Genomic DNA, 21,478 nt, shown 5'->3' on the forward strand with positions numbered 1-21,478 from the left:
TGCACCGGCACCAGCCTTCCACGGAATCGGCGGTTCCGAATGCGGCACGCCGCAAGGCGCTCTGGTGGGCCTCAGGTGGGGATCATGAAAAGGTGGGGATCATGAAAAAAGTCCGCCGCCCGGTGCACCGGGCGGCGGACTTCGTTTATTGCGGGATCAACAACCGCCCGCGACGGCCGGGATCACCGAGACGTTCGCACCGTCCGGCGTCGCGGTCTGCAGGCCGTCCGCGAAACGCACGTCGTCGTCGTTGACATAGACGTTCACGAACCGGCGCAGCTTGCCGGTGTCGTCGAGCACGCGCGCCGCGATGCCCGGGTAGCTCTTCTCCAGCGACTCGACGACCTCGGCCAGCGTCGCGCCCTCGGCGGTGACCTCGGCCGCGCCGTCGGTGTAGGTGCGCAGGATCGTCGGAATGCGGACGGAAACGCTCATCTGTGTCATCAACCTTTCGGGGCTCTTACGGAGGCGGCGTCAGGCCAGGCCGGCCGCGCGGAACGCGTCCAGCGAAGGGCGGATGGTCGCGGTCGCGCCCGTCGTGCCCTCGATGGCGTCCAGGGTCTTGAGGCCGTCGCCGGTGTTGAGGACGACGGTCGTGGCGTCCGGGTCCAGCTGCCCGGTCTCCACCAGCTTGCGCAGCACGCCGACGGTCACGCCGCCCGCGGTCTCGCCGAAGACGCCCTCGGTCCGGGCCAGCAGCTTGATCGCGTCGACGACCTGCGTGTCGTCGACGTCCTCCACCGCGCCGCCGGTCCGCTTGCACACGTCGAGCACGTAGGGCCCGTCCGCCGGGTTGCCGATGGCCAGGGACTTCGCGATGGTGTCCGGCTTGACCGGCCGGATCACGTCGTGCCCGGCCTTCCACGCGGCGGACACCGGCGAGCAGCCCTCGGCCTGCGCCCCGAAGATCTTGTACGGGGCGTCCTCGACCAGGCCGAGCTTGATCAGCTCGCGGAAGCCCTTGTCGATCTTGGTGAGCTGCGAGCCGGACGCGATCGGGATCACGATCTGCTCGGGCAGCCGCCAGCCGAGCTGCTCGGCGATCTCGTAGGCCAGCGTCTTGGAGCCCTCGCCGTAGTACGGCCGCAGGTTGACGTTGACGAAGCCCCAGCCCTCGCCGACCGGGTCGCCGATCAGCTCCGAGCAGAAGCGGTTGACCTCGTCGTAGGTGCCCTCGATCGCGACCAGCTCGCCGCCGTAGGCGGCCGCCGTGACGACCTTGCCGGCCTCCAGGTCGGACGGGATGAACACGCATGAGCGCAGGCCCGCCCGGGCGGCCGCGGCGCCGACGGCGCCGGCCAGGTTCCCGGTCGACGAGCAGGAGAGCGTGGTGAAGCCGAAGTTGCGGGCCGCCTCGAGGGCGATGGCCACCACGCGGTCCTTGAACGAGTGCGTCGGGTTGCCCGAGTCGTCCTTGACGTACAGGTCCTTCAGGCCCAGCTCGCGGCCCAGGTTGCGGGCGACGACCAGCTTGGTGAAGCCCGGGTTGAGGTTCGGGCGGGAGGCCACGTCCGCGGACACGGGCAGCAGCGGCGCGTACCGCCAGATGTTGTTCGGACCGGCTTCGATCTGCTCGCGGGTCACGCCGCCGGAGAAGTCGTAGGCGACCTCCAGCGGCCCGAAACAGAACGCACACGCGAAGATCGGGCCGAGGTCGTAGCGCTCACCGCATTCGCGGCACGACAAGGCGGCCGCGGGGCCGAAGGCACCGGAGGTCAGGGCGGCGGAATCGATCGTGGGTGTAGCCATGGCGAGGCCTCTCTCCTCATCTTCCCCACGGGGGTTCCCGCGGGACGGACTTGGCACCAGTCCGCCGGGAGGCCCGCGTGCAATGCACATGGGTACCGATCGGATGGTTGCCGGGGCTTCAACGGGCCGTTCCCTCTGCCCCTCTGGATGAGCTGTATGGCGGGCTAGTGGGCCGTATCACCGGCTCGTGCACCGCATTTGTCCGGGTCGACGTGCGATCGTCGTACCTCGTGACGAAGACTGTAACCGAAGCGGCCACCCGCCGATCATCGCCGTCCGCCACGCGAGACGATAGACACACGAATCGCACGATGCGCGCAAGAAGCGACAGGGGAACGTCACAGTGCTGCCCGAGGTGAGCCGCTGGCTGGACCGGAGGTCCTCGACCGCCGCCGATTGGCCGGTCCCGAGGCTGGTGGAAGCGAAGCGGGCAGGGCAGATCCGGGTCAGCGTGGTGCTGCCGGCCCTCGACGAGGAGCCGACCGTCGGGGCGATAGTCCGCACGATCCGCGGCGAGCTGATGGAGCGCCACCCGCTCGTCGACGAGTTGGTCGTGGTCGACTCCGGGTCCACCGACCGCACCGCCGAGGTCGCCGCCGCGGCGGGCGCCCGCGTGGTGCACCGCGACGAGATCCTGCCCCGGCTGCCCGCGGTGCGCGGCAAGGGCGAGGTGCTGTGGCGTTCGCTTCTCGCCACCACCGGCGACCTCGTCTGCTTCGTCGACGCCGACCTGCGCGGGTTCTCCGCGGACTTCGTGTCCGGCATCCTCGGCCCGCTGCTGACCGACCCGTCCGTGCAGCTCGTGAAGGCGATGTACGACCGGCCGCTGGAGATCGGCGACACCATGGTGCCCGCGGGCGGCGGCCGGGTCACCGAGCTGGTGGCGCGCCCCCTGCTCAACATGTACTGGCCGGAACTCGCCGGGTTCGTGCAGCCGCTCGGCGGCGAGTACGCGGTGCGCCGCCACCTCCTGGAACGCCTGCCGTTCCCGTGCGGCTACGGCATCGAGACCGCGATGCTCGTCGACACCCTGAACCTGGTCGGCCTGGACGCGATGGCGCAGGTCGACGTGGGCGTGCGGCGGCACAGCCACCAGGACGAAGCCGGGCTCGGCCGGATGGCGGGCGAGATCTGGCAGGCGGTGCTGGAGCGGCTGCACCGCGACGGCCGGGTGCGCAAGGGCGCGGGCGGCCTCAACACGCTGTTCGCCCAGTTCGAGCGCGACGAGAAGGGGTTCCGGGTGACCAGCCACGACGTGGCCGCGCACGAACGGCCCCCGATGATCACGATCCCGGAGTACCGCGCCCGCGACGCGCTCGCCGGCTGATCCCGCGGGCCGTTCCGGACGGCGCGCCGCGCCCGCGCCCGGGTGCGCGGCACGGCGCCGGGGTTTGTCCGACCGGCCGGATGGCTAGGTTTGCAGGCATGAGCGCCCAAGCACGTGTCCTTGTCGCGTCCAACCGCGGTCCGGTGTCGTTCCACGCCGAGGACGACGGTTCGCTGAGCGTCCGGCGCGGCGGCGGCGGCCTCGTGTCCGGGCTCTCCGCGGCAGGCCAGGGCACCGGCGCGGTCTGGGTGTGCGCTGCGCTGTCGGAGGCCGACCGCACCGCGGCGCGGGAAGCGCCGGCCGGGCGGATCGACCGGGCCGGGTACGACACCGGCGGCCTGGCCGTCCACATGCTGGACATCGACCCGGGGACGTTCGCGCGGGCGTACAACGCCATAGCCAATTCGACGCTGTGGTTCATCCACCACCTGCTGTACGACACGGCGACCAAGCCGGTCTTCGACGGCCGGTTCCGCAAGGAGTGGGCGTCGTACGAGGCTTACAACGCGGCGTTCGCAGAGGCCCTCGCGGCGGAGGCGAGCGAAGGCGCGCAGGTCGTCGTGCAGGACTACCACCTGACGCTCACCCCGCGGATGCTCCGCTCGCTGCGGCCCGACCTGCGGATCGGGCACTTCTCGCACACCCCGTGGGCGCCGCCGGACTACTTCCGGCTGCTGCCGGACGACATCGCGCGTGCCGTACTGGAGGGCATCCTCGGCGCGGACCACGCAGGATTCCTGACCCGGCGGTGGGCGGGCGCGTTCCTGGACTGCTGCGAGGAACTGCTCGGCGCCGACGTCGACCGCGCGGCGATGACCGTCGCGCACGCCGGCCGGGTGACCGAGATCGGCGTGCACGGGCTCGGCGCGGACGCCGAATTCCTGCGCGACCGCGCGTCGCGGCCGGACGTCGAGGCGCGGCTGGCCGCGCTCCGCGAGGCGGTCGGCGACCGCAAGGTCATCGTGCGGGTGGACCGGACCGAGCTGTCGAAGAACATCGTGCGGGGGCTGCTGGCCTACCGCGACCTGCTGCGGACCCGGCCGGAATGGCTCGGGCGCGTGGTGCACGTCGCGTTCGCCTACCCGTCGCGGCACGACCTGCCGGAGTACCGCGAGTACACGGCGGCGGTGCAGCGGATCGCCAAGGAGATCGACGACGAGTTCGGCGACGGCACCTGGCAGCCGCTGATCCTGCACGTCAACGACGACTTCCCGCGGTCGCTGGCGGCGTACCGGCTCGCCGACGTGGCGCTGGTGAACCCGATCCGGGACGGCATGAACCTGGTCGCCAAGGAGATCCCGGTGGTGTCCGAGCGCGGTTGCGCGCTGGTGCTGTCCCGCGAGGCGGGCGCATTCGAGGAACTCGGCGCGGACGCCGTCGTGGTGAACCCGTTCGACGTGACGGCGACGACCGAGGCCCTGCACACCGCGCTGTCGATGGACGACGCGGAACGCGGCGAACGCACCAAGCGGCTCGCCGCGGCGGCGACCGCGCTGAGCCCGCAGCAGTGGTTCCTCGACCAGCTGGACGCGCTGGGCTGAGGCTTGGGCAGGCGGCCCGCTACACCGCGTCCGCGAGTGCGGCCAGCAGTGCCGCGACCCCGGGCGGTCCGTCGACGACCACGTCGGCGCGCTCGGCGAGTTCGCTCACCTCGGCGGAGCCGCTGCACACCGTCACGCCCGCGACGCCGTCGCCGCGCAGCCGTTCCACCGCGTCGAACGCGGCCAGGTCGCCCAGGTCGTCGCCCGCGAACAGCACGCTGCGCGCGCCGCGTTCGGCGAGGAACGCGGTGAGGGCTTGGCCCTTGTCCATTCCGGCGGGACGCAACTCCAGGACGTACCGGCCGGGTTCGACGACCAGGCCGTGGTCGTGCGCGAGCGCGGCGAGCGGGGCGCGGAGCGCGTCGAAGGCGCCTTGCGGGTCGGGGGCCCGGCGCGTGTGCACGGCCAGCGCGCTGCCCTTGTCCTCGGTCCAGGTGGTCTCCCACAGGCCGAGGCCGGACAGCACCCCGGGCAGCTGGGCCCGCACCGCGTCGACGCCCGGTGGGACGTCGGGCGCGTGCACGCGGCCGCTGACCGCGTCCCAGCGCTCCAGGCCGTAGTGGCCGAGCACCACGAGGCGGTCGAGTCCGGGGACGCCGGCGAACCGGCCGTAGGCGACGGCGACCGCCGCGGGGCGGCCGGTCACGATCACCACGGCGTCCAGGTGCGGGGCCAGCCGGGACAGGGCCAGGACCGCGTCGGTGTCCGCGCGGGCGGCCTCCGGGTCGTCGACGATCGGCGCGAGGGTGCCGTCGAAGTCGAGGGCCACGACCGCACCGGAGGGATCGTCGAGGAGTGCGGTCAGCCCGGCTTTGCCGGCGGGCGTGGTCGGTTGGGGCAGCTCCATGGCCTCCAACCTAGCGACCTTTTGGCGGCGTATGGGGCGCTTCGGTGCCCAACACCTTCCGAACGAGCGGCGGATTCTGCGTGTCGACGACGATCACCACGAGCTTGGTCTGCGAGATCCCGGGGAACGCGGGCTTGACCCGGCGGATCTCGGGGAACGCCGCGGCCAGCTTCTTCGCGGCGGCTTCCTGGCCCGTCGGGTAATAGGCGGTGGTCGCCGGGACGTTGCCGTGGAAGGCCCCGGTGCCGGTCACCCGCCACCCGCCCGCGCCCAGCTTCTGCACGAGCGCGCGGGCCGCTGTCGGAGTGCGGCCTTGGTCGAGCACCACCACGTCGCCGGACTTCGCGGCGGACTGCGGGGCTGCCGGTGCGGAGGCGGCGGCCGCGGCGGGCGCCTCCGCGGGTCCCGCGGCGGCCACGGCGCTCGCGGCCGGCCCGGGGCCGAGGCGGGCGCTCGGATCGCCCGGGGTATGGCCGAACCCGGCGACAAGGCCGCCGACCAGCAGGGCCACCCCCAGCACCGCGACCGCCGACGACCCGACCGGGCCGAAGCGTTCCAGCGGTCCCGGCGGCGGTTCCGCGTCGGGGGCCTCGAGGTGGTCGGGCCGGTGCCACACCCCGGCGTCCTGTCCGAAGCCGGGGAACCCGTGGAATGCCGTACCCGGGTCGGTGAGGTCCGCGGGGCGGCGGCGGTTCCGGCGGGCGGGACGGGGGCGCATGGGCGGTCTCCGGCTGTCTGAGTGGGCGTCAGCTCCCGGGCCGGGACACCGCCGACCGGGCCCGCTGCCGCGCTTCGCGCAACCGGCGCAGCCGCTGGACCAGGACCGGGTCGTGCCGCAGGGCTTCGGGACGGTCGAGCAGGGCGTTGAGCGCCTGGTAGTAGCGGGTCGGCGAGCAGCCGAACCGGTCGCGCACCGCGCGTTCCTTGGCGCCCGCGTGCTTCCACCACTGGCGTTCGAATTCGAGGATGTCCAGCTCGCGGTCCGACAGCTCACCGCCGGCCGGGGCCGTTTCCGCGGGCGCCGGGGACGGCGCCGGGACGGCGGGGCGGCCCGGGCCGGACGGCGGCGGGGCGGCCGCGGCGTCGTCGAGCCCGGGTATGCGGGCGGTCGCGGCCGGCTGTCCGGCGGTGTTCCGATCGGTCATGCTGCCCCTCCGAGCCTCGCGCGCCTCGCCGCCGAGGCCTGTCTTTCCGGGCGCCATTCTGCCGGGCCGCACCGACGCAGCCGGGGACCGCCACCGTGGTGGGCCGGAGAAATCATCCGATTCACCCGGCTGCGCAGGGGTTCGGGGGTGAAGCGCCGGTTGTCCACGGCGCTGACAGCCTGTCAACGTACGGCCGAAAGTCCAGACACCACGCCGCCCGTTCCCGCCCCCGCGCCGCGGGCGCGCCGCGTATCGTCGCCAGACATGTCGACTTTTGCCGTTCACATCCCCGACGCGGAACTCGAAGCCGATCCGCTCGACCCGTCCCTCATCGTGTCCGGGACCCCCGAGGTCACCGGCAAGGTGCTGTGGGAGTCCGAGGACGGCAAGATCCTCCGCGGGATCTGGCAGATCACCCCGGGCGTGGTGACCGACACCGAGGCGAACGAGATGTTCGTCGTGGTCAGCGGCCGCGCGACCATCGAGGTCGAGGGTGGCGAGACGATCGAGGTCGGCCCCGGCGACGCGTGCGTGCTCGAAGAGGGCGCGAAGACCCGCTGGACCATCCACGAGACGCTGCGCAAGGCGTACGTCATCCAGCTCTGACCAGGTCCGGACGCTGCCGGCCGTTTCCATCCGTGCACGGCACGGTGGGATCGGCCGACAGCGTCCGCTCCGGTGCCGCTACGCGCTGAGCCCGATGCGGTCCCAGTGGATCAACCCGTCGTTGAAGAGTTGAAGGCCGGCGACCTTGGACGTCGACAAGGCCGCGGCGACCGCCTCCTGGTACACCCAGAACGGCATGTCCCGGTTCACCTGGAGCTGGACGCGGGTGTACGCCTCCCGGCGGGCCGCGGTGTCGGTGGTGCGGCGGGCCTCGTCCAGCGCCGCGTTGACCGCCGGGCTGTTGTAGCCGGACAGGTTGGCGAAGCTCGCGGCGTTGAGGACGTCGTAGACACCCGGTTCAGGGTCGTCGATCCACTGCTGTCCGACTGCCGCGTTCCAGGCGCCGGAGCCCTTCCGCACCGTCCCGATGTATGTGGGGACGTCGACCTCCCGGATGCTCATCGAAACACCGCGGTAGGCAGCGAGCTTGGCCTGCATGTACTGCGCGACCGCCACCGTGGTCGGCGCCGCCGGCGTCACGTAGGTGAATTCCAAGGGCTTGGCACCGTTGCCGGTCACCTCGTCGAACAGCTGCGCGGCCTGCGCGCCGTCGTTCTCCGGCGCGGCGATCTGGTTGTTGGCCAGCGGCGACGACGAGCTGAAGATGCCCTTGGCCGGAGTGCCCGCGCCTTTGTAGAACTTGTCGTTGATCTCCGAGCCGCTCAACGCCAGCGCGACGGCCCGGCGGGCCCGTGGGTCGGCAAACGGACCGGTCGCGGTGTTGAACAGCACCATCGCACCGCCGTTGAGCCGCAGTTCCTGGACATCAAGGCCGTGGTCGCGGGCAAGCGCCAGGTTCTTGGGATCGACGGTGACGGTCAGGTCCGCGTCGGTGCCCAGCCCCTTGACCGCGTGTTCGATGTCGAGTTCCGGCTTGATGATCAGTTCGTCGAGATACGGCAGCCCTTTGTCCTTCTCCCAGTAATCCGGGTTGCGGACGTAGACCTGGCGGCCTTTCGGCCCCTTGGTCCATTCCTTGAGCAGGAACGGCCCGGCGCCGACCGGCTTGTCGCGCGCCGTCCCGGCGCCGTCCAGGGTCTTGGGCGCGGCGATGAAGGACAGGTTGCGGGCCACGATGCGGTCGAAGTTCGCATTGGCCTGCCCCAGCGTGATGTGCAGGACGAGGGGATCGGCGGGATCGACGTCGAGGGCTTTGATGTTGAGTACGGCCATCGTCTGGAACGACTTGTTCGCGGGGAGCTTGTGCCATTGCCAGTTGGCCGCCACCGCCGCCGCGTCGTACGGCGTGCCGTCGCTGAACTTCACGCCCGGCCGGATCCGCAGCACCCAGGCCGCGCCTTCGCGTTCGGGTACGAGGCTTTCGGCGATGTTCGGCTGGACCGTGCCGGTGCCCGGATCGGTCCACAGCAGATTGTCGTAGACGGCGGCCAGCCGCTGGCCGTCGGCGACGTTCGCGAACATCGTCTGCGTGGGGTCGAAACTGGCCGCGTCGCCCGGCAGGCTCAGGGTCAGCGAGCCGCCCTTGCGCGGCGTGTCCGCCGGCGTCGGGGATCCTCCGCCGGACGCGCAGCCGCTGACGAGAATGCCGACGGCCGCGGCCACCGCGACGAGCCGCCCGCGGCGCGGTCGTGCGCCCCGGCCGTGTCTCGAGAATGGGGGGAGTACGCGCGAAATGCGAGTCAATGCAGGGCCAACCTTCACCTGATGGGCCGCGCCCGCGTCAACGGGCGGCTGTGGTACGCGGATCCGGGGCCGGTGCGGCTTCCGTCGGGGGGTGGTCGGCCGCTTCCGGTCGGGGTGGTGTGTGGTGCGGCGTGCTGTCCGTGCTTATCCGCGAGCCTTGGGACGGAAGGCCGTCGACAACGGTGGTGCCGGTGCGATTCCGCGGACGCGAAGCACCGGGTGGTCGAGGCGGTACGACCATCCGGTGGGACTCCGTTGCGGTGCGGTCTTTCTACCGCCCGGTGCAGGCGGGTTCCCCTCGCGCGCGGCCTACCCTGCGGGCTCTGGACAACCGGAGGTCATCGCCGCTTCGGTGCCGGAATCCTGCGGACCTTCGCGGACTCGATCAGGTAGGGGAACCCGTCGCCGTCGGGACGGACTTGGAGGATCCAATCGGGCCCGCCGGCAGGTTTCGCCACCATGACCACCCGGCCCGCCGGGCGGTACACGAAGCCGTCGCGGGTCGCGACCCAGTCGCCGACGGCGAACGGCGCGCCGGTCCGGTGGGGCTGCGTCGGCTCGCCGCGGAGCCTGCGGAGCACGGCGGTTCGGGCGCGGACCTGGCTGGGCTGGAGCACCACGATGTCGCCGTCCCGGTCCCAGGCGAACGCCGCGGCCTTCACGCGCGCTCCCGGATCCAGTCGGCGAGCCGGGCGGCGACGTTGAGCGATACGGGACCGACGTCAACGCCCACTGACCCGTCGGCGAGCAACCGGGGCTCGATTCCCGGGAGTTCGAATCCGGCCATCCGGAAAGCCGCGTGCAGGTCACGCACCGTCCCGGTCGCCGGACCTGCGGGATACCGGCGCCTGCTCGTCTCGCCCATGCCCTACCTGCCGTCCAATCGGTCAACCGCACTGTCACCGTGTGTATCTCGACCGTGGCGCAGCGCGGCTACTCTCGTAAGGCATGCCTTCCTGAAACGTGGAGGTTTCAGGGGAAATGATCTTGGCCGAGGGGGAATTCGTGCCAAACGTGAAACCGGTCGACTCGTTGGCCGCGTTGTTCGGGCGCCGCGTGCGGCTGCTGCGCGAGGCGCGCGGCTGGACGCAGGAGAAGTTGGGCGAGGAGGTGCGCGTCCACAGCACGCGGATCACGCAGATCGAACGAGCGCGGGGGCACCGGCCGACCCGAGAGCTGGCCCAAGCCCTGGACGATGCCTTGGGCGCCGACGGATGGCTCGTGGACCTGTGGGAGCACCTGATCAAGCAGGCGTTCCCGGACTGGTCACAGGAATACTTCGACAGGGCCGGGCGCGCCCTGGAGATCCGTCAGTACCTGGCGCACGCCGTGCCCGGTCTGCTTCAAACCGAGGATTATGCAAGGGCGTTGCTCCGGGTATGGCCCTCGTGGACGAGCGAGGAGCAACTGGCGGAGCAGCTCATGCTTCGGATGGGTCGTCAGGAACGACTCCGGAAGCCGGATGCACCGAAGCTGGGGATCGTGCTGGACGAAGCGGTGATCCGTCGTCCTGTCGGAGGTCCTGAGGTCATGCGGCGACAGCTTGCACGGATTCGAGACGCGGCAGATGATCCCCGAATCACCATGCAGGTGTTGTGTTTCGACCAGGGCGAACACGGGGCTATGGGTGGCTCGTTGACGCTTCTCTCCCTGCCTGGAGACGAACCCCTGGTTGCCTACACGGAAGGCGCCGACTATGGCCAACTCGTCGAAGACGCCACGGATGTTGCGCGCTATCAGACCACTTACGATCAGCTCCGGGCACTAGCCCTGCCCCCGAGCATGTCGCTCGACTTGATCGCACAAGCAATGGAGGACTTCAGCCGTGGACGTGTCCCGCCCCCGCCCCGAATCCCTCGCGTGGCGAAAGAGCAGCTACAGCAACCAAGCCGGCGGCGACTGCGTGGAGGTAGCCGACGGCTGCCCCGGTGTCGTCCCCGTCCGTGACAGCAAGGAGCCCGCGCGCGGCTTTCTCTCCGTCTCGACGTCCTCCTGGGCGACGATGACGGCCGCCCTCAAGTCGGCCGCCCGCGCATAAGCCCGGGCCGGGCGAGGCGCTTCGGGGGCGCGCCTCGTCCGGCCCGTTTTCACCGCCCGGACGGTGGGCGGCAGTCCGTTACTTGATCGATCCTGCCGTCAGCCCCGACACCACGTGGCGTTCGATGTAGGCGAAGAGCACCACGACCGGGATGATCGCGACCAGCGAGCCGGCGAACATGTACTGCCACTGCACCTCGTAGGCGCCGCGGAAGCTGTTGATGCCGACGGTCAGCGGCTGCTTCTTCGGGGTGGTGATCAAGGTCAGCGCGACCACGAACTCGTTCCACGCGGTGATGAACGCGAAGATCACCGCGGTCACGATGCCGGGCATCGCCAGCGGCAGCGTGACCCGGCGCAGCGCGCCGAAGCGCGACGCTCCGTCGATCATCGCGGCCTCTTCCAGTTCGACGGGGATCGACGCGAAGTACGCGGTGAGGATCCACACGGCGAACGCCAGGTTGAACGCGCCGTTCACGATGACCAGCGCCCACACCGAGTCGAGCAGGTCCGCGTTGTAGAACTCCCGGTACAGGCCGATCACCAGCGACGTCGGCTGGAACATCTGGGTCACCAGCACGAGCATCAGGAACGCGCCGCGTCCGCGGTAGCGGTGCCGGGCCGTGTAGTACGCGGCGGGCAGGGCCACCGCGATGACCACCACGGTGGACAGTGCGGCGACGAGCAGCGACACCTGGAGGTTGTGGCCGAGCTGGGAGTCCCGCCACACGTTCACGAAGTTCGACCACTCGAACTTCGAGGGCAGGTAGCCCGCTTCGGTGAGTTCCTCGCTGGGGCGCAGCGCGCCGAGGAACATTTCCACGTACGGGAAGAGGAACAGCAGCGCGATCGCCCACGCCGCTATGGCGACCAGCCACTTGCGGTATCCGGGGGAACGGCGACGCGGCGGGGCGGGGGCGGCCGGCGGTTCGACGCGCACGTCCTCGGCGACGACGGTGTCCGCCATGTCAGTCCGCCTCCTTGGTCGTCCAGCGGTTGACCCCGAGGTAGACCAGCACCAGGACGATGAGGATCCCGAAGTTCACCACCGACAGCGCGGCGCTTTCGCCGATGTCGGCCGCTTTGAGCTTGTACATGAACGTCGTCGTGGTGTCGGTCTCGTAGCCGGGACCGCCGCCGGTCATCGCCCAGATGATGGGGAACGAGTTGAAGACGTTGATGAGGTTGATGACGACGGCGACGAGGATCGCCGGGCGCAGCAGCGGCAGCGTCACGGACAGGTAGGTGCGCCACTTGGAGGCGCCGTCCACGCGCGCGGCTTCGTACACCTCGGCGGGGACGGTCTGGAGGCCGGCGAGCAGCGTGTACGTGGTGAACGGCAGGGACACGAACACCGCGACGCCCATCATCCACGGGAAGGCGGTGGCCGGTTTCCCGAGCCAGTCCTTGCCCTGGTCGATGATGTGCAGGTCGACCAGCAGGGTGTTCATCACGCCGTAGCTGTGGTGCAGCATCCAGCGGAACACCAGCGCGGTCATGAAGACCGACGCGGCCCACGGCACGATGAGCGCCCAGCGGGCGACCCGGCGGCCGGGGAAGTGCTGGTTGAACAGCTGGGCGAGGGCCAGTGACAGGACGATGGTGACGCCGACCACGACGACCACCCACATGACGGTGTTCCACAGCACGTGGGTGAAGTCGGGTTCGTCGAACAGCTTTTTGTAGTTGTCGGTGCCGTTGGAGCCTTTGACGACGCCGCTGCGGCGGATGCGCAGGAACGAGCTGCGCACCATCTCGTACACGGGCCACAGCACGACGAGCACGATGAGCAGGACCGCGGGGGCGATCCACGGGACGGGGCCGAGCGCCCGGCGCAGCCGGACGGGCAGGGGGCGGCGGGATCGGGCGGCCGCCCGGTCCGCCGCGGAGGCGTCCCGCGGCGGGGACGGTGGCGCGGTCTCGCGCACGGTGGTCTCCTCCCTCGGTCGGAGGGTGGTCGGCCGGGGCCGCCGCCGTCCCGCCGCGGTCCGGGCGGCGGGGTGGGCGACGGCCCCGGTCAGGGTCCGGCAGGCCGGCATTCGGACGTCGCGGCGGCTACTTCTGCTGCTGGACGGCGGCTTCGGCTTCCTTCTGGAGCTGGTCCAGGACGTCCTTCGGCGACTTGCCGGAGACGGCGAGGCCGAGCTGCTCCTTGATCTTCGGCGAGAGGACGTCCCACGCGGTGTCGTTCAGCGGGTAGAACTTCGCCTTGGGCAGCAGGTCGATGTACGGCTTGAGCGGGGCGTTGGCCGGGTCGGCGACCATCTTGGCCATGACCGACTTGGTGACCGGCGCGAACGAGTTCTCCTGCTGGAACTTCAGGGAGTTCTCGGTGTTGAAGGCGACGTCGAGGAAGGCCTTGATCTGGTCCTTCTTGCCGTTCTTCTTGAACGCCATGACCCAGTCGCAGACGCCGAGGGTCTCGGTGAGCGGGCCGGTCTTGCCCGGGATGGCCGCGGTGCCGTAGTTGAGGTTCGGGTACTTGGACTTGATCTGGGTCAGCATCGTCGGGTTGCTGTTCACCATGCCGACGTTGCCGCCGTAGAAGTCCGTGTAGACCTCTTTGCGGTCCTTGGTGCCCGGGTTGGGCTCGGTGAGGCCGGTCTTGACGAGGTTGTCGTTGATCCACGCCATGGTGTCGACGTTGGCCTGGCTGTTGACCGTGTACTTGTCACCGGTCTTGTAGCCGCCGCCGTTGCCGAGCATCCAGTTCATGAACTCGCCCTGGGCCTCCTCCTTGCCGAGCGGCAGGCCGAAGGGGGTGGCGACGCCGGCCGCCTTGAGCTTCTCGGCGTCGGCCTTGAGTTCGTCCCAGGTCTTCGGCGGCTCGGCGATGCCGGCCTTGGCGAAGAGGTCCTTGTTGTAGATCAGCTGGCGGGTGCTGGAGGTGAACGGAATTCCGTACTGCTTTCCGTTGACCGTGGCCGCCGGCAGGAACGAGTCGATGAAGTCCGCGCGCGTGGTGTCCGACATGACTTCGTCGACCGGGTAGAGGAGGTCGTCCGCGACCTTGTCCGCATATCCGCCGGTCTGCAGGATGTCCGGCAACTGGTTGTTCTGGACCATGGTCTGGACTTGCTTGTCGATGTCGTCCCAGTTGATCACCTGGAGGTCGACCTTGATCCCCGGGTATTTCGCGTTGAAATTCCCGATCACACCGTTCCAGTACTTCTGCGTGCTGCCGTCGCCGCTGCCGTAGTCGGCCACGACGAGCTTGATCGTGCCGTCCTTGGGGGCGCTGCCGCCGCCTCCGCCGGGCGCGGACGCGTTGGTGTCGTCCGTCTTGTCGTCGCTGCTGCCGCACGCCGTGAGCATCATCGTCGCGGACAGGCCGATTGCCGCCGCCGCCATGAGCTTCCGCTTCACCCTGAATCCACCTTTTCACCGGAGATCACGACTGGTGCCGTGGCCGGCTCCGGCAAAAAGCGGAGCCGCATGCTTGCCCGTGCGCATAAGTGTTTGCAAAGGGACCACTCTGCAAACGTTCAAGCAGTGACGAGCATCTTGGGACTCCACCGGTATCGAGTCAACACCCCGGCTCGCGAAAGGTCTACACCAATTCCCGGATTGGAATGATCAATTCGGCGAAGATGCACGGCAATGCGCGCCGAACCCGTACATGAACCGGCAAAAGGGGCGGCTCGGCCCGGAATTGGATCAGTAACGATTGGGCGTCGGCGGATCGGCCGCGGCCCGGATGCGGATCAACTCCGGGCCCGCGGCGGGTCGGAGGCGGTGCGGCGGCAGGTCAGACGCGCAGCACGCGGACGCCGGCGTCCTGGAACCGGGCGATCAGCGCGTCCGATGCGGAGGCATCGGTCACCAGGGTGTCGATGGCGTCGACCGCGCAGATGCGCGCGAACGCGCGTCGGCCGAGCTTGGACGAGTCGGCGGCCACGACCACGCGGTCGGCGCCCGCGGCCATCAGCTGGTTGATGCTCGCCTCGCCCTCGTGGTGGGCGCTCGCGCCGTGCTCCACGTCCACCGCGTCGACGCCGAGCATCGCGACGTCCAGGGCGACTTCGCGCAGGATGCCGGTGGCCAGCGGGCCGATCAGCTCGTAGGACTGCGGACGCGCGACACCCCCGGTGACCACGATCTTCACATGCCGGCGGACGGCGAGTTCGCCCGCGATGTTCAGCGCGTTCGTCACCACGGTGAGCGTCGTCGCGTCGCCTTCGGCGTGCAGGTCGGCGCGGGTCACCAGGGCCCGCGCGACCTCGGTCATCGTGGTGCCGCCGTTGAGGCCGACGGTCTGCCCAGGCTGCACGAGGCCGGCCGCGGCCACCGCGATCCGCTGCTTCTCGGAGGCCCGGCGCGCGGTCTTGTAGCGCAGCGGAAGGTCGTACGAGACGGAGTGCGCGACCGCGCCGCCCCGCGTGCGGGTGAGCATCTGCTGCTGGGCGAGCTGGTCGAGGTCGCGGCGGATGGTCGCCGCGGACACGTCGAGGACGCCGGCCGCCTCGTCGACGTCCAGGCGGCCTTCCTTCGCCAGCAGCTCCAGGAGCGCGCCCCAACGCTCATAGCGACTCACGCCGCACCTCCCACTTGTCGACGACATCCTGCCGGGTCGGGCGGCCCGGCTGTGCGGCGGGCGCCGCGGTCCGGCGCGCTCCGCACGCGCCAGCCTATGGCGTTCTTGCAGATTTGTGCTTTCAACTGCTATTCAATGAGCACATTCGAGCAGACAACCCCTGCCGACCTCGGCTCGGACCGCTCGTTTCACGCCACTTTCACGCCAAGAGGTCGAGACCGCTCCGCAGCCCCGGGAGGACACGCGCATGACGGCGAACGACGGAACGGGCGGCCCTTGCCTCGGCGCGGGCCACACCCTCGCCGAGATCGCCACCCAGCCCGGGCTGTGGGCGCGGGCCGCGAAGCTCGCCGCGGAGCCGCCGGCGGACCTCGCCGCCGCGCTCCCGCGGCCGGGCGAACGCGTCGCGATAGCCGGCTGCGGCACCTCGTGGTTCGTCGCGCAGGCCTACGCCGAACTGCGCGAACGCGCCGGGCACGGCTGGACGGACGCGTTCGCCGCGTCCGAGTTCCCCTACGGCCGCGCCTACGACCGGATCGTCGTGCTCACCCGCTCGGGCACCACCACCGAATGCCTCGACCTGCTCACCCGCCTGCGCACCACCTCCCCCGACGTGCCCGCCACCGCGATCACCGGCTCCCCCGGGACCCCCGTCGTCGGCGCCGTCCGGCACCTGGTGATGCTCGACTGGGCCGACGAAGAGTCCGTCGTGCAGACCCGGTTCGCCACCACCGCGCTCGCACTGCTGCGTGCCCACCTGGGCGAGGACCTGGCCGCGGCGGTCCGCGATGCGGCGGACGCGCTGGCCGAAGACCTCCCCGGCGACCTGGTCGCCGCCGAGCAGTTCACCTTCCTCGGCACCGGCTGGACGGTCGGCCTCGCCGCCGAAGCCGCCCTCAAGATGCGCGAAGCCGCCACCGCCTGGACCGAGCACTACCCGGCCATGGAGTACCGCCACGGCCCGATCAGCATCGCCGCGCCGGGCCGCGTGACCTGGGTGCTGGGCGCCGTCCCGGACGGCCTCGCCGCCGACGTCGCGGCCACCGGCGGCCGCCTCGTCACCGCGCCGGACCGCGACCCGATGGCCGAACTGGTGCGCATCCAGCGCCTCGCCGCGGCCGTCGCCTACGCCCGCGGCCTCGACCCGGACCGACCGCGCAACCTCACCCGCTCGGTGATCCTCGGCCAGGAGCAGCAGTGACGCACGCACACCCGGACCAGCTCCCCGCGCCCGGCTTCCCGGCCGACTGCGTGGTCGCCCTCGACGTCGGCGGCACCGTCGTCAAGGGCGGACTCGTCGGCGCCGACGGCACGTTCGTGCACACCGAACGCCGCCCCACCGGCCGCGAAGGCGGCCCCGCCGCGGTGACCGAGCGCATCATCGGCTTCGCCGACGACCTGCGCCGCACCGCGCTCGAACGCGGCCTCGACCCGGTCGCCGCGGGCGTCGTGGTGCCGGGCATCGTCGACGCGGCCACCGGCACCGCGGTGTGGTCCGCGAACCTCGGCTTCCGCGACCTGCCGCTGCGCGACCTGGTCGCGGAACGCCTGGGCCTGCCGGTCGCGTTCGACCACGACGTCCGCGCGGGCGGGCTCGCGGAAAGCCGGCTCGGCGCCGCGAAGGGCTGCGACAACTTCCTGTTCCTGCCGCTCGGCACCGGCGTCGCGGGCGCGTTCGTCCTCGACGGCAAGCCGTACGCGGGCGCGCAGGGCCGCGCCGGCGAAATCGGCCACATCGTCGTGCGGCCCGGCGGCGCGCCGTGCGGCTGCGGCGCGCGCGGCTGCCTCGAAACCGTCATCTCCGGCCCCGCGGTCGCCCGCATGTACGCCGAGGCCGTGCCGGGCTCGCACGCCACCGCGGCCGAAGTCGCCGCCCGGGTCGGCGCGGGCGACCCGGTGGCCGCCCGGGTCTGGGACGAGGCGGTCTCCGCGCTCGCCGACGGCCTGCTGATCGCGCTCGCGCTGCTCGACACGCGGCTGGTGGTCGTCGGCGGCGGTCTCTCACGCGCCCGCGACACGCTTTTCGAGCCGCTGCGCGCGGCCCTCGCGGAACGCGCGACCGTCCAGCACGTGCCGCGCATCGAGGCCGCCGCGCTGGGCGACGACGCCGGCTGCCACGGCGCGGCACTGCTGGCCTGGGACTTGGCCGAGGGCCTCAAGTGAGGCGCCGCACCCGGCTCCGCGGAGCCCGCGTCGTGCTGCCGTCCGGCGTGCTGGAGAACGGCGAGATCGTGGTCGCGGACGGCCTGATCGAAAGCGCCGGCCCGGCTGCCGACCCCGTCGAACCCGTCGGACCCGTGGGGCCCGTGGGACCCGTGGGACCCGTGGGACCAGCCGTCGCGGACGCCGTGCACGACCTGTCCGGGCACTGGCTGGTGCCCGGCTTCGTCGACATGCACGTGCACGGCGGCGGCGGGGCGTCGTACATGTCCGGCGACCCCGGCCAGGCGCTGCGCGTCGCGGCGTTCCACCGCGCGCACGGCACCACCACGACGATGGCCTCGCTGGTCACCGCCTCGCACGAAGAACTCGTGCGTTCCGTGGACGCGTTGGCGGGCCTCGTCGAGGACGGCGTGCTGACCGGAATCCACCTGGAAGGCCCCTACCTGAGCCGCGCACGGTGCGGCGCGCACGATCCGGAACTGCTGCGCGAACCGGACCGCGGCGAAGTCGACGCGCTCCTCAGGGCCGGCCGCGGCACCGTGCGGATGGTCACGCTCGCCCCCGAACTGGCGGGCGGCGTCGACCTCGTGCGGCAGCTGGTGGACGGCGGCGTGCTGGCCGCGGTCGGGCACACCGACGGCACGCACCGCGAGACGCAGGCGGCGATCGGCGCCGGGGCCTCGGTGGCGACGCACCTGTTCAACGCGATGCGCAGCGTCCACCACCGCGAGCCGGGCCCGGTCACCGCGCTGCTCCAAGACAGCGACGTGGTCGTCGAACTCATCAACGACGGCGTGCACCTGCATCCGGGCACGGTGAACCTCGCGTTCGCCGCGGCGGGTGCCGAGCGGGTCGCGTTCATCACCGATGCGATGGGCGCCGCGGGCATGCCGGACGGCGTCTATCCGCTCGGGCCGATGACCGCGCGGGTCGAGGGCGGGATAGCGCGGCTTGCGGACGGGGATTCGATCGCGGGCAGCACGCTCACGCTGGACCGGGCGCTGCGTACCGCGGTGCGCGACAACCATCTGCCGATCACCGACGCCGTCCGGGCGCTGAGCACGACGCCCGCGCGGGCGCTCGGCCTCGGCGACCGGGTCGGCGCGATCGCCCCCGGCCTGCAGGCCGACCTGGTGGTGCTGGACGCCGACTTGCGGGTCGCCGGAGTGCTGTGGGGCGGGCGCTGGGTCGGGGAGGCGCCGCCGCGCCGGATCCGGCCGGACGGGCGGTGAGGGCGTGACCGCGCCGTCGCCGGGGAGCCCGTCCGGGGAGTCCGGCATACCGCCGGCTCCGGCCGGCCCGCCTCGCCTGCCGTCCCGGGTGGCCGCGTGATCGTCACGGTCACCGCGAATCCCGCGCTGGATGTCACCTACCACCTCGACCGCGTCGCGTGGCACGGCAGCAACCGCGTCGAGCGCGTCGCCGCCCGAGCGGGCGGCAAAGGCGTCAACGTCGCCCGGGTGCTGGCCGCGCTCGGCATACCGGCCGCGGTGCTCGGTCCGGTCGGCGGCCGCACCGGCGAGCAGATACGCGAGGACCTCGCCGCGGCCGGACTCCGCGACGCCACCGTCCCGGTCGCCGCGGAAAGCCGCCGCACCACCACCGTCGTCGACGCGTCCGCCGACGACGCGACGGTCTTCAACGAAGCCGGTCCGCACCTCGGCGATGCCGACTGGGCCCGGCTCCGGGACGCCTACGACGCACTCCTCGGCGACGCCCGCGGCGTCGCGCTGTGCGGCAGCCTTCCGCCCGGCGCACCCGCCGGCCTCTACGCCGGCCTCGTCCGCCGCGCTCGCGACGCGGGCGTCCCGGTGCTGCTGGACACCTCCGGACCGGCCTTCCACGCAGGGCTCGCCGCCGGCCCCGACCTCGTCAAGCCGAACGCCGACGAACTCCGCGACGCCACCGGCGAATCCGATCCCGGGCAGGCGGTGGCCGCATTGTCCGCGAGACTCCGTGCCGCGGGCGGCGGCGCGGTCGTCGCGTCGCTCGGCCCCCGCGGACTGCTGGCCGCCACCGGGGCGGGCTGGTGGCGGGCGCGGCTGCCGTACGCGATCCGCGGCAACCCGACCGGCGCGGGCGACGCGGGCGTCGCGGCGCTGCTGGCCGGGCTGACCGCGGGCCGGCCGTGGCCGGATCTGCTCGCCGAAGCGGTCGCGTGGTCGGCCTCCGCGGTCGCCGCACCGCTCGCCGGCAGCGTGGACCGCACGACCTACGCGACCGCCCGCGCCCATGTGCTGGTCAGCGCCACGGAGCCTCCCGAAAGCAGGCCCCCCGGCAGCGGACCCCCGGAAAGCGGCCCCTCGGACGGCGGCCCCTCGGAAAGGAACTGCCATGCCGCTCACGGTGACCGGTGAGATCGTCGGGTCCGCGCGCAAGGCCGGGCGCGGGGCGGGCGCGTTCAACGCGATCACGCTCGAACACGCCGAGGCCGTCGTCGCCGGTGCGGAGGCGGCCGGACTGCCGGTGGTCCTCGCCCTCAGCGAGAACGCGGTCCGGTTCCACGGCGGACGGCTGCGTCCGCTCGCCGCGGCGTGCGCGGCCCTCGCCGAAGACGCCGCGGTCCCGGTCGGCCTGCACTTGGACCATGTGGTGTCCGAAGACCTGCTGCACGCGGCGGCCGGGACGGCGATCAGCTCGGTGATGTTCGACGCGTCGAAGCTGCCCTACGCCGGCAACGTCGCGGCCACCCGCGCCGCCGCCGCGTGGGCGCACGACCGCGGGCTGTGGCTGGAAGCCGAACTCGGCCAGGTCGGCGGCAAAGCCGGCGAACCCGCCCTCGACGCGCACGCGCCCGGCGCCCGCACCCGGCCGGACGAGGCCGTCGAGTTCGTCGCCGCGACCGGCGTCGACGCCCTCGCCGTCGCGGTCGGCAGCAGCCACGCGATGACCACGCGCACCGCCGCCCTCGACCACGCGCTGATAGCCGAGCTGCGCGCCGCGGTCGGCGTACCGCTCGTGCTGCACGGCTCGTCGGGAGTGCCGGACGGCGAACTCCGGCAGGCCACCGCGCACGGCATGACCAAGATCAACGTCGGGACGGCGCTCAACATCGCCTTCGACGGCGCCCTGCGCACGGAGTTCGCCGCCCACCCGGACCGCAAGGACCCGCGCCCCGCCCTGTCCCGGGCCCGCGACGCGATGGCCGAAACCGTGCGGCACTTGCTGACGGTGATCACCGCGACCCCCGGCCCCGCACCGGCAGGCTGAGCCCGTCCCGGACCCCGTTCCGGCCCCGGTGCCGGGCCCTGTGCCAGGCCCTGTGCCGGGTCCGGCTCACAGCTCCAGAATCGCCCGCAGCGCGATCTCCACGCGCTCCATCGTGTCGACGTCCACGCGCCCGAGCAGCTTGCCGTGGTCGAACCGGGCCTGCCGGAAACCGGCGACGTCGGGCACCCCGACGACACCCTCCACCGGCTCGGTCAGCGGCACCGTCACCAACGACTCGGGGAACGTGCCGGGCTCGTGCACGACCACGCACAGCGCCTGCCCGTAGAGCGCGGTCACCTCGTCGGCCCCGACCACCAGCACGGTGCGCTCGCGGCCCACCGTGGGAATCCGCCAGACCTGGCCGCGCCTCATCGCAAATCCGTCTCTGCCGCGTGCAGCACGTCGTCGGGCGGCGGTGCCGGAGGCCCGGCGTCGGCCACTTCCCGCATCGCGTCCATCAGGAGCGCCGACCGCAGCGCCTTGACGATGTACGCCTCCAGATCGCCGCCCGAGGCTTCGCGCACCGCGGCCGCCAGGTCCTCCGGCAGCGACAGCGCGACCTCCACGACCGCCATGGCCGACCCCCTCCCCTCGTCGTCCCTCGTCCCGAGGATC

At 71.8% G+C, this 21,478-nt stretch carries 24 protein-coding genes and 1 riboswitch; of the genes, 10 read left to right on the forward strand and 14 right to left on the reverse strand.

Annotated elements, in window-relative coordinates; all coding sequences use genetic code 11:
• Positions 1-156 precede the first annotated feature (156 nt).
• Complete coding sequence (locus tag ABEA93_RS20465) at positions 157-435, reverse strand: ubiquitin-like small modifier protein 1 (RefSeq protein WP_345677080.1); 279 nt, start codon at positions 433-435, stop codon at positions 157-159.
• A gap of 39 nt (positions 436-474) precedes the next feature.
• On the reverse strand, positions 475-1,749 hold the full coding sequence (gene thrC / locus ABEA93_RS20470; protein ID WP_345677081.1) for a threonine synthase: 1,275 nt from the start codon (positions 1,747-1,749) through the stop codon (positions 475-477).
• Positions 1,750-1,762: 13 nt separating this feature from the next.
• Positions 1,763-1,903, reverse strand: a riboswitch (SAM riboswitch).
• Between the two features lie 189 nt (positions 1,904-2,092).
• Between thrC and ABEA93_RS20475 the strand changes: the two genes are divergently transcribed.
• Positions 2,093-3,076, forward strand: coding sequence for a glucosyl-3-phosphoglycerate synthase (locus ABEA93_RS20475; RefSeq protein ID WP_345677082.1), 984 nt, complete (start codon positions 2,093-2,095; stop codon positions 3,074-3,076).
• Positions 3,077-3,174: 98 nt separating this feature from the next.
• Positions 3,175-4,617 carry an alpha,alpha-trehalose-phosphate synthase (UDP-forming) gene (locus tag ABEA93_RS20480; protein ID WP_345677083.1) on the forward strand — a complete coding sequence of 481 codons (1,443 nt, stop codon included), beginning with the start codon at positions 3,175-3,177 and terminating at the stop codon, positions 4,615-4,617.
• Between the two features lie 19 nt (positions 4,618-4,636).
• On the opposite strand, the gene otsB is transcribed toward ABEA93_RS20480, so the two are convergent.
• The 3 genes from otsB to ABEA93_RS20495 are packed head-to-tail and all read right to left on the reverse strand — an operon-like array spanning position 4,637 to position 6,609.
• A complete protein-coding gene (gene otsB / locus ABEA93_RS20485; RefSeq protein WP_345677084.1) occupies positions 4,637-5,464 on the reverse strand; it encodes a trehalose-phosphatase in 828 nt (275 codons plus the stop codon).
• Positions 5,465-5,474: 10 nt separating this feature from the next.
• Complete coding sequence (locus tag ABEA93_RS20490) at positions 5,475-6,182, reverse strand: LytR C-terminal domain-containing protein (RefSeq protein ID WP_345677085.1); 708 nt, start codon at positions 6,180-6,182, stop codon at positions 5,475-5,477.
• A gap of 28 nt (positions 6,183-6,210) precedes the next feature.
• A complete protein-coding gene (locus tag ABEA93_RS20495) occupies positions 6,211-6,609 on the reverse strand; it encodes a DUF3263 domain-containing protein (protein WP_345677086.1) in 399 nt (132 codons plus the stop codon).
• Positions 6,610-6,873: 264 nt separating this feature from the next.
• Between ABEA93_RS20495 and ABEA93_RS20500 the strand changes: the two genes are divergently transcribed.
• Entirely contained in the window at positions 6,874-7,215 is a 342-nt protein-coding gene (locus tag ABEA93_RS20500; RefSeq protein ID WP_345677088.1) for a cupin domain-containing protein, read from the forward strand.
• A gap of 78 nt (positions 7,216-7,293) precedes the next feature.
• Here the strand turns inward: ABEA93_RS20500 and ABEA93_RS20505 are convergent, their stop codons facing one another.
• From ABEA93_RS20505 to ABEA93_RS20515, 3 genes are all read right to left on the reverse strand, one after another.
• Complete coding sequence (locus tag ABEA93_RS20505; RefSeq protein ID WP_345677089.1) at positions 7,294-8,838, reverse strand: ABC transporter substrate-binding protein; 1,545 nt, start codon at positions 8,836-8,838, stop codon at positions 7,294-7,296.
• Positions 8,839-9,257: 419 nt separating this feature from the next.
• Complete coding sequence (locus ABEA93_RS20510) at positions 9,258-9,581, reverse strand: hypothetical protein (RefSeq protein ID WP_345677090.1); 324 nt, start codon at positions 9,579-9,581, stop codon at positions 9,258-9,260.
• Positions 9,578-9,784 (reverse strand): hypothetical protein, encoded by a 207-nt coding sequence (locus tag ABEA93_RS20515; RefSeq protein WP_345677091.1) that lies wholly within the window; start codon positions 9,782-9,784, stop codon positions 9,578-9,580. The genes ABEA93_RS20510 and ABEA93_RS20515 overlap by 4 nt, the downstream gene beginning before the upstream one ends.
• 167 nt (positions 9,785-9,951) lie before the next feature.
• Between ABEA93_RS20515 and ABEA93_RS20520 the strand changes: the two genes are divergently transcribed.
• Together ABEA93_RS20520 and ABEA93_RS20525 are read left to right on the forward strand one after the other, a co-directional pair.
• On the forward strand, positions 9,952-10,866 hold the full coding sequence (locus ABEA93_RS20520; protein ID WP_425585028.1) for a helix-turn-helix domain-containing protein: 915 nt from the start codon (positions 9,952-9,954) through the stop codon (positions 10,864-10,866).
• Positions 10,823-10,957 carry a DUF397 domain-containing protein gene (locus tag ABEA93_RS20525; RefSeq protein ID WP_425585020.1) on the forward strand — a complete coding sequence of 45 codons (135 nt, stop codon included), beginning with the start codon at positions 10,823-10,825 and terminating at the stop codon, positions 10,955-10,957. Before ABEA93_RS20520 ends, ABEA93_RS20525 begins: the two co-directional genes overlap by 44 nt.
• Before the next feature lie 78 nt (positions 10,958-11,035).
• On the opposite strand, the gene ABEA93_RS20530 is transcribed toward ABEA93_RS20525, so the two are convergent.
• The 4 genes from ABEA93_RS20530 to ABEA93_RS20545 form a co-directional block, all read right to left on the reverse strand.
• Entirely contained in the window at positions 11,036-11,923 is an 888-nt protein-coding gene (locus tag ABEA93_RS20530; protein ID WP_345677092.1) for a carbohydrate ABC transporter permease, read from the reverse strand.
• 1 nt (position 11,924) lies between these two features.
• Positions 11,925-12,884, reverse strand: coding sequence for a carbohydrate ABC transporter permease (locus ABEA93_RS20535; protein ID WP_425585021.1), 960 nt, complete (start codon positions 12,882-12,884; stop codon positions 11,925-11,927).
• A gap of 127 nt (positions 12,885-13,011) precedes the next feature.
• Positions 13,012-14,322 (reverse strand): extracellular solute-binding protein, encoded by a 1,311-nt coding sequence (locus tag ABEA93_RS20540; protein ID WP_345677093.1) that lies wholly within the window; start codon positions 14,320-14,322, stop codon positions 13,012-13,014.
• Positions 14,323-14,704: 382 nt separating this feature from the next.
• The gene (locus tag ABEA93_RS20545) at positions 14,705-15,490 is read right to left on the reverse strand and encodes a DeoR/GlpR family DNA-binding transcription regulator (RefSeq protein WP_345677094.1); all 786 of its coding nucleotides are present in this window, start codon (positions 15,488-15,490) and stop codon (positions 14,705-14,707) included.
• Between the two features lie 247 nt (positions 15,491-15,737).
• Between ABEA93_RS20545 and ABEA93_RS20550 the strand changes: the two genes are divergently transcribed.
• From ABEA93_RS20550 to ABEA93_RS20570, 5 genes are all read left to right on the forward strand, one after another.
• Complete coding sequence (locus ABEA93_RS20550) at positions 15,738-16,691, forward strand: SIS domain-containing protein (protein WP_345677095.1); 954 nt, start codon at positions 15,738-15,740, stop codon at positions 16,689-16,691.
• The gene (locus tag ABEA93_RS20555; protein ID WP_345677096.1) at positions 16,688-17,653 is read left to right on the forward strand and encodes an ROK family protein; all 966 of its coding nucleotides are present in this window, start codon (positions 16,688-16,690) and stop codon (positions 17,651-17,653) included. Before ABEA93_RS20550 ends, ABEA93_RS20555 begins: the two co-directional genes overlap by 4 nt.
• A complete protein-coding gene (nagA, locus tag ABEA93_RS20560) occupies positions 17,650-18,885 on the forward strand; it encodes an N-acetylglucosamine-6-phosphate deacetylase (RefSeq protein WP_345677097.1) in 1,236 nt (411 codons plus the stop codon). Before ABEA93_RS20555 ends, nagA begins: the two co-directional genes overlap by 4 nt.
• Positions 18,886-18,981: 96 nt before the next feature.
• Positions 18,982-20,010, forward strand: a complete 1,029-nt coding sequence (locus tag ABEA93_RS20565; RefSeq protein WP_345677098.1) for a 1-phosphofructokinase family hexose kinase — start codon at positions 18,982-18,984, stop codon at positions 20,008-20,010.
• Positions 19,988-20,863 (forward strand): class II fructose-bisphosphate aldolase, encoded by an 876-nt coding sequence (locus ABEA93_RS20570; RefSeq protein ID WP_345677099.1) that lies wholly within the window; start codon positions 19,988-19,990, stop codon positions 20,861-20,863. The genes ABEA93_RS20565 and ABEA93_RS20570 overlap by 23 nt, the downstream gene beginning before the upstream one ends.
• Before the next feature lie 66 nt (positions 20,864-20,929).
• On the opposite strand, the gene ABEA93_RS20575 is transcribed toward ABEA93_RS20570, so the two are convergent.
• Both ABEA93_RS20575 and ABEA93_RS20580 read right to left on the reverse strand, forming a co-directional pair.
• A complete protein-coding gene (locus ABEA93_RS20575; RefSeq protein ID WP_345677100.1) occupies positions 20,930-21,235 on the reverse strand; it encodes a hypothetical protein in 306 nt (101 codons plus the stop codon).
• Positions 21,232-21,438 (reverse strand): hypothetical protein, encoded by a 207-nt coding sequence (locus ABEA93_RS20580; RefSeq protein ID WP_345677101.1) that lies wholly within the window; start codon positions 21,436-21,438, stop codon positions 21,232-21,234. Before ABEA93_RS20580 ends, ABEA93_RS20575 begins: the two co-directional genes overlap by 4 nt.
• Between the last annotated feature and the right edge of the window lie 40 nt (positions 21,439-21,478).

Source organism: Yinghuangia aomiensis (assembly GCF_039542225.1).
Classification (GTDB): domain Bacteria; phylum Actinomycetota; class Actinomycetes; order Streptomycetales; family Streptomycetaceae; genus Yinghuangia; species Yinghuangia aomiensis.

Coding starts and splice junctions, on each gene's coding strand:
- ABEA93_RS20530 (WP_345677092.1), bottom strand. CDS start 11,923: ATGGCGGACACCGTCGTCGCCGAGGACGTGCGCGTCGAACCGCCGGCC.
- ABEA93_RS20580 (WP_345677101.1), bottom strand. CDS start 21,438: ATGGCGGTCGTGGAGGTCGCGCTGTCGCTGCCGGAGGACCTGGCGGCC.
- thrC (WP_345677081.1), bottom strand. CDS start 1,749: ATGGCTACACCCACGATCGATTCCGCCGCCCTGACCTCCGGTGCCTTC.
- ABEA93_RS20480 (WP_345677083.1), top strand. CDS start 3,175: ATGAGCGCCCAAGCACGTGTCCTTGTCGCGTCCAACCGCGGTCCGGTG.
- otsB (WP_345677084.1), bottom strand. CDS start 5,464: ATGGAGCTGCCCCAACCGACCACGCCCGCCGGCAAAGCCGGGCTGACC.
- ABEA93_RS20490 (WP_345677085.1), bottom strand. CDS start 6,182: ATGCGCCCCCGTCCCGCCCGCCGGAACCGCCGCCGCCCCGCGGACCTC.
- ABEA93_RS20495 (WP_345677086.1), bottom strand. CDS start 6,609: ATGACCGATCGGAACACCGCCGGACAGCCGGCCGCGACCGCCCGCATA.
- ABEA93_RS20570 (WP_345677099.1), top strand. CDS start 19,988: ATGCCGCTCACGGTGACCGGTGAGATCGTCGGGTCCGCGCGCAAGGCC.
- ABEA93_RS20500 (WP_345677088.1), top strand. CDS start 6,874: ATGTCGACTTTTGCCGTTCACATCCCCGACGCGGAACTCGAAGCCGAT.
- ABEA93_RS20550 (WP_345677095.1), top strand. CDS start 15,738: ATGACGGCGAACGACGGAACGGGCGGCCCTTGCCTCGGCGCGGGCCAC.
- ABEA93_RS20575 (WP_345677100.1), bottom strand. CDS start 21,235: ATGAGGCGCGGCCAGGTCTGGCGGATTCCCACGGTGGGCCGCGAGCGC.
- ABEA93_RS20465 (WP_345677080.1), bottom strand. CDS start 435: ATGAGCGTTTCCGTCCGCATTCCGACGATCCTGCGCACCTACACCGAC.
- ABEA93_RS20515 (WP_345677091.1), bottom strand. CDS start 9,784: ATGGGCGAGACGAGCAGGCGCCGGTATCCCGCAGGTCCGGCGACCGGG.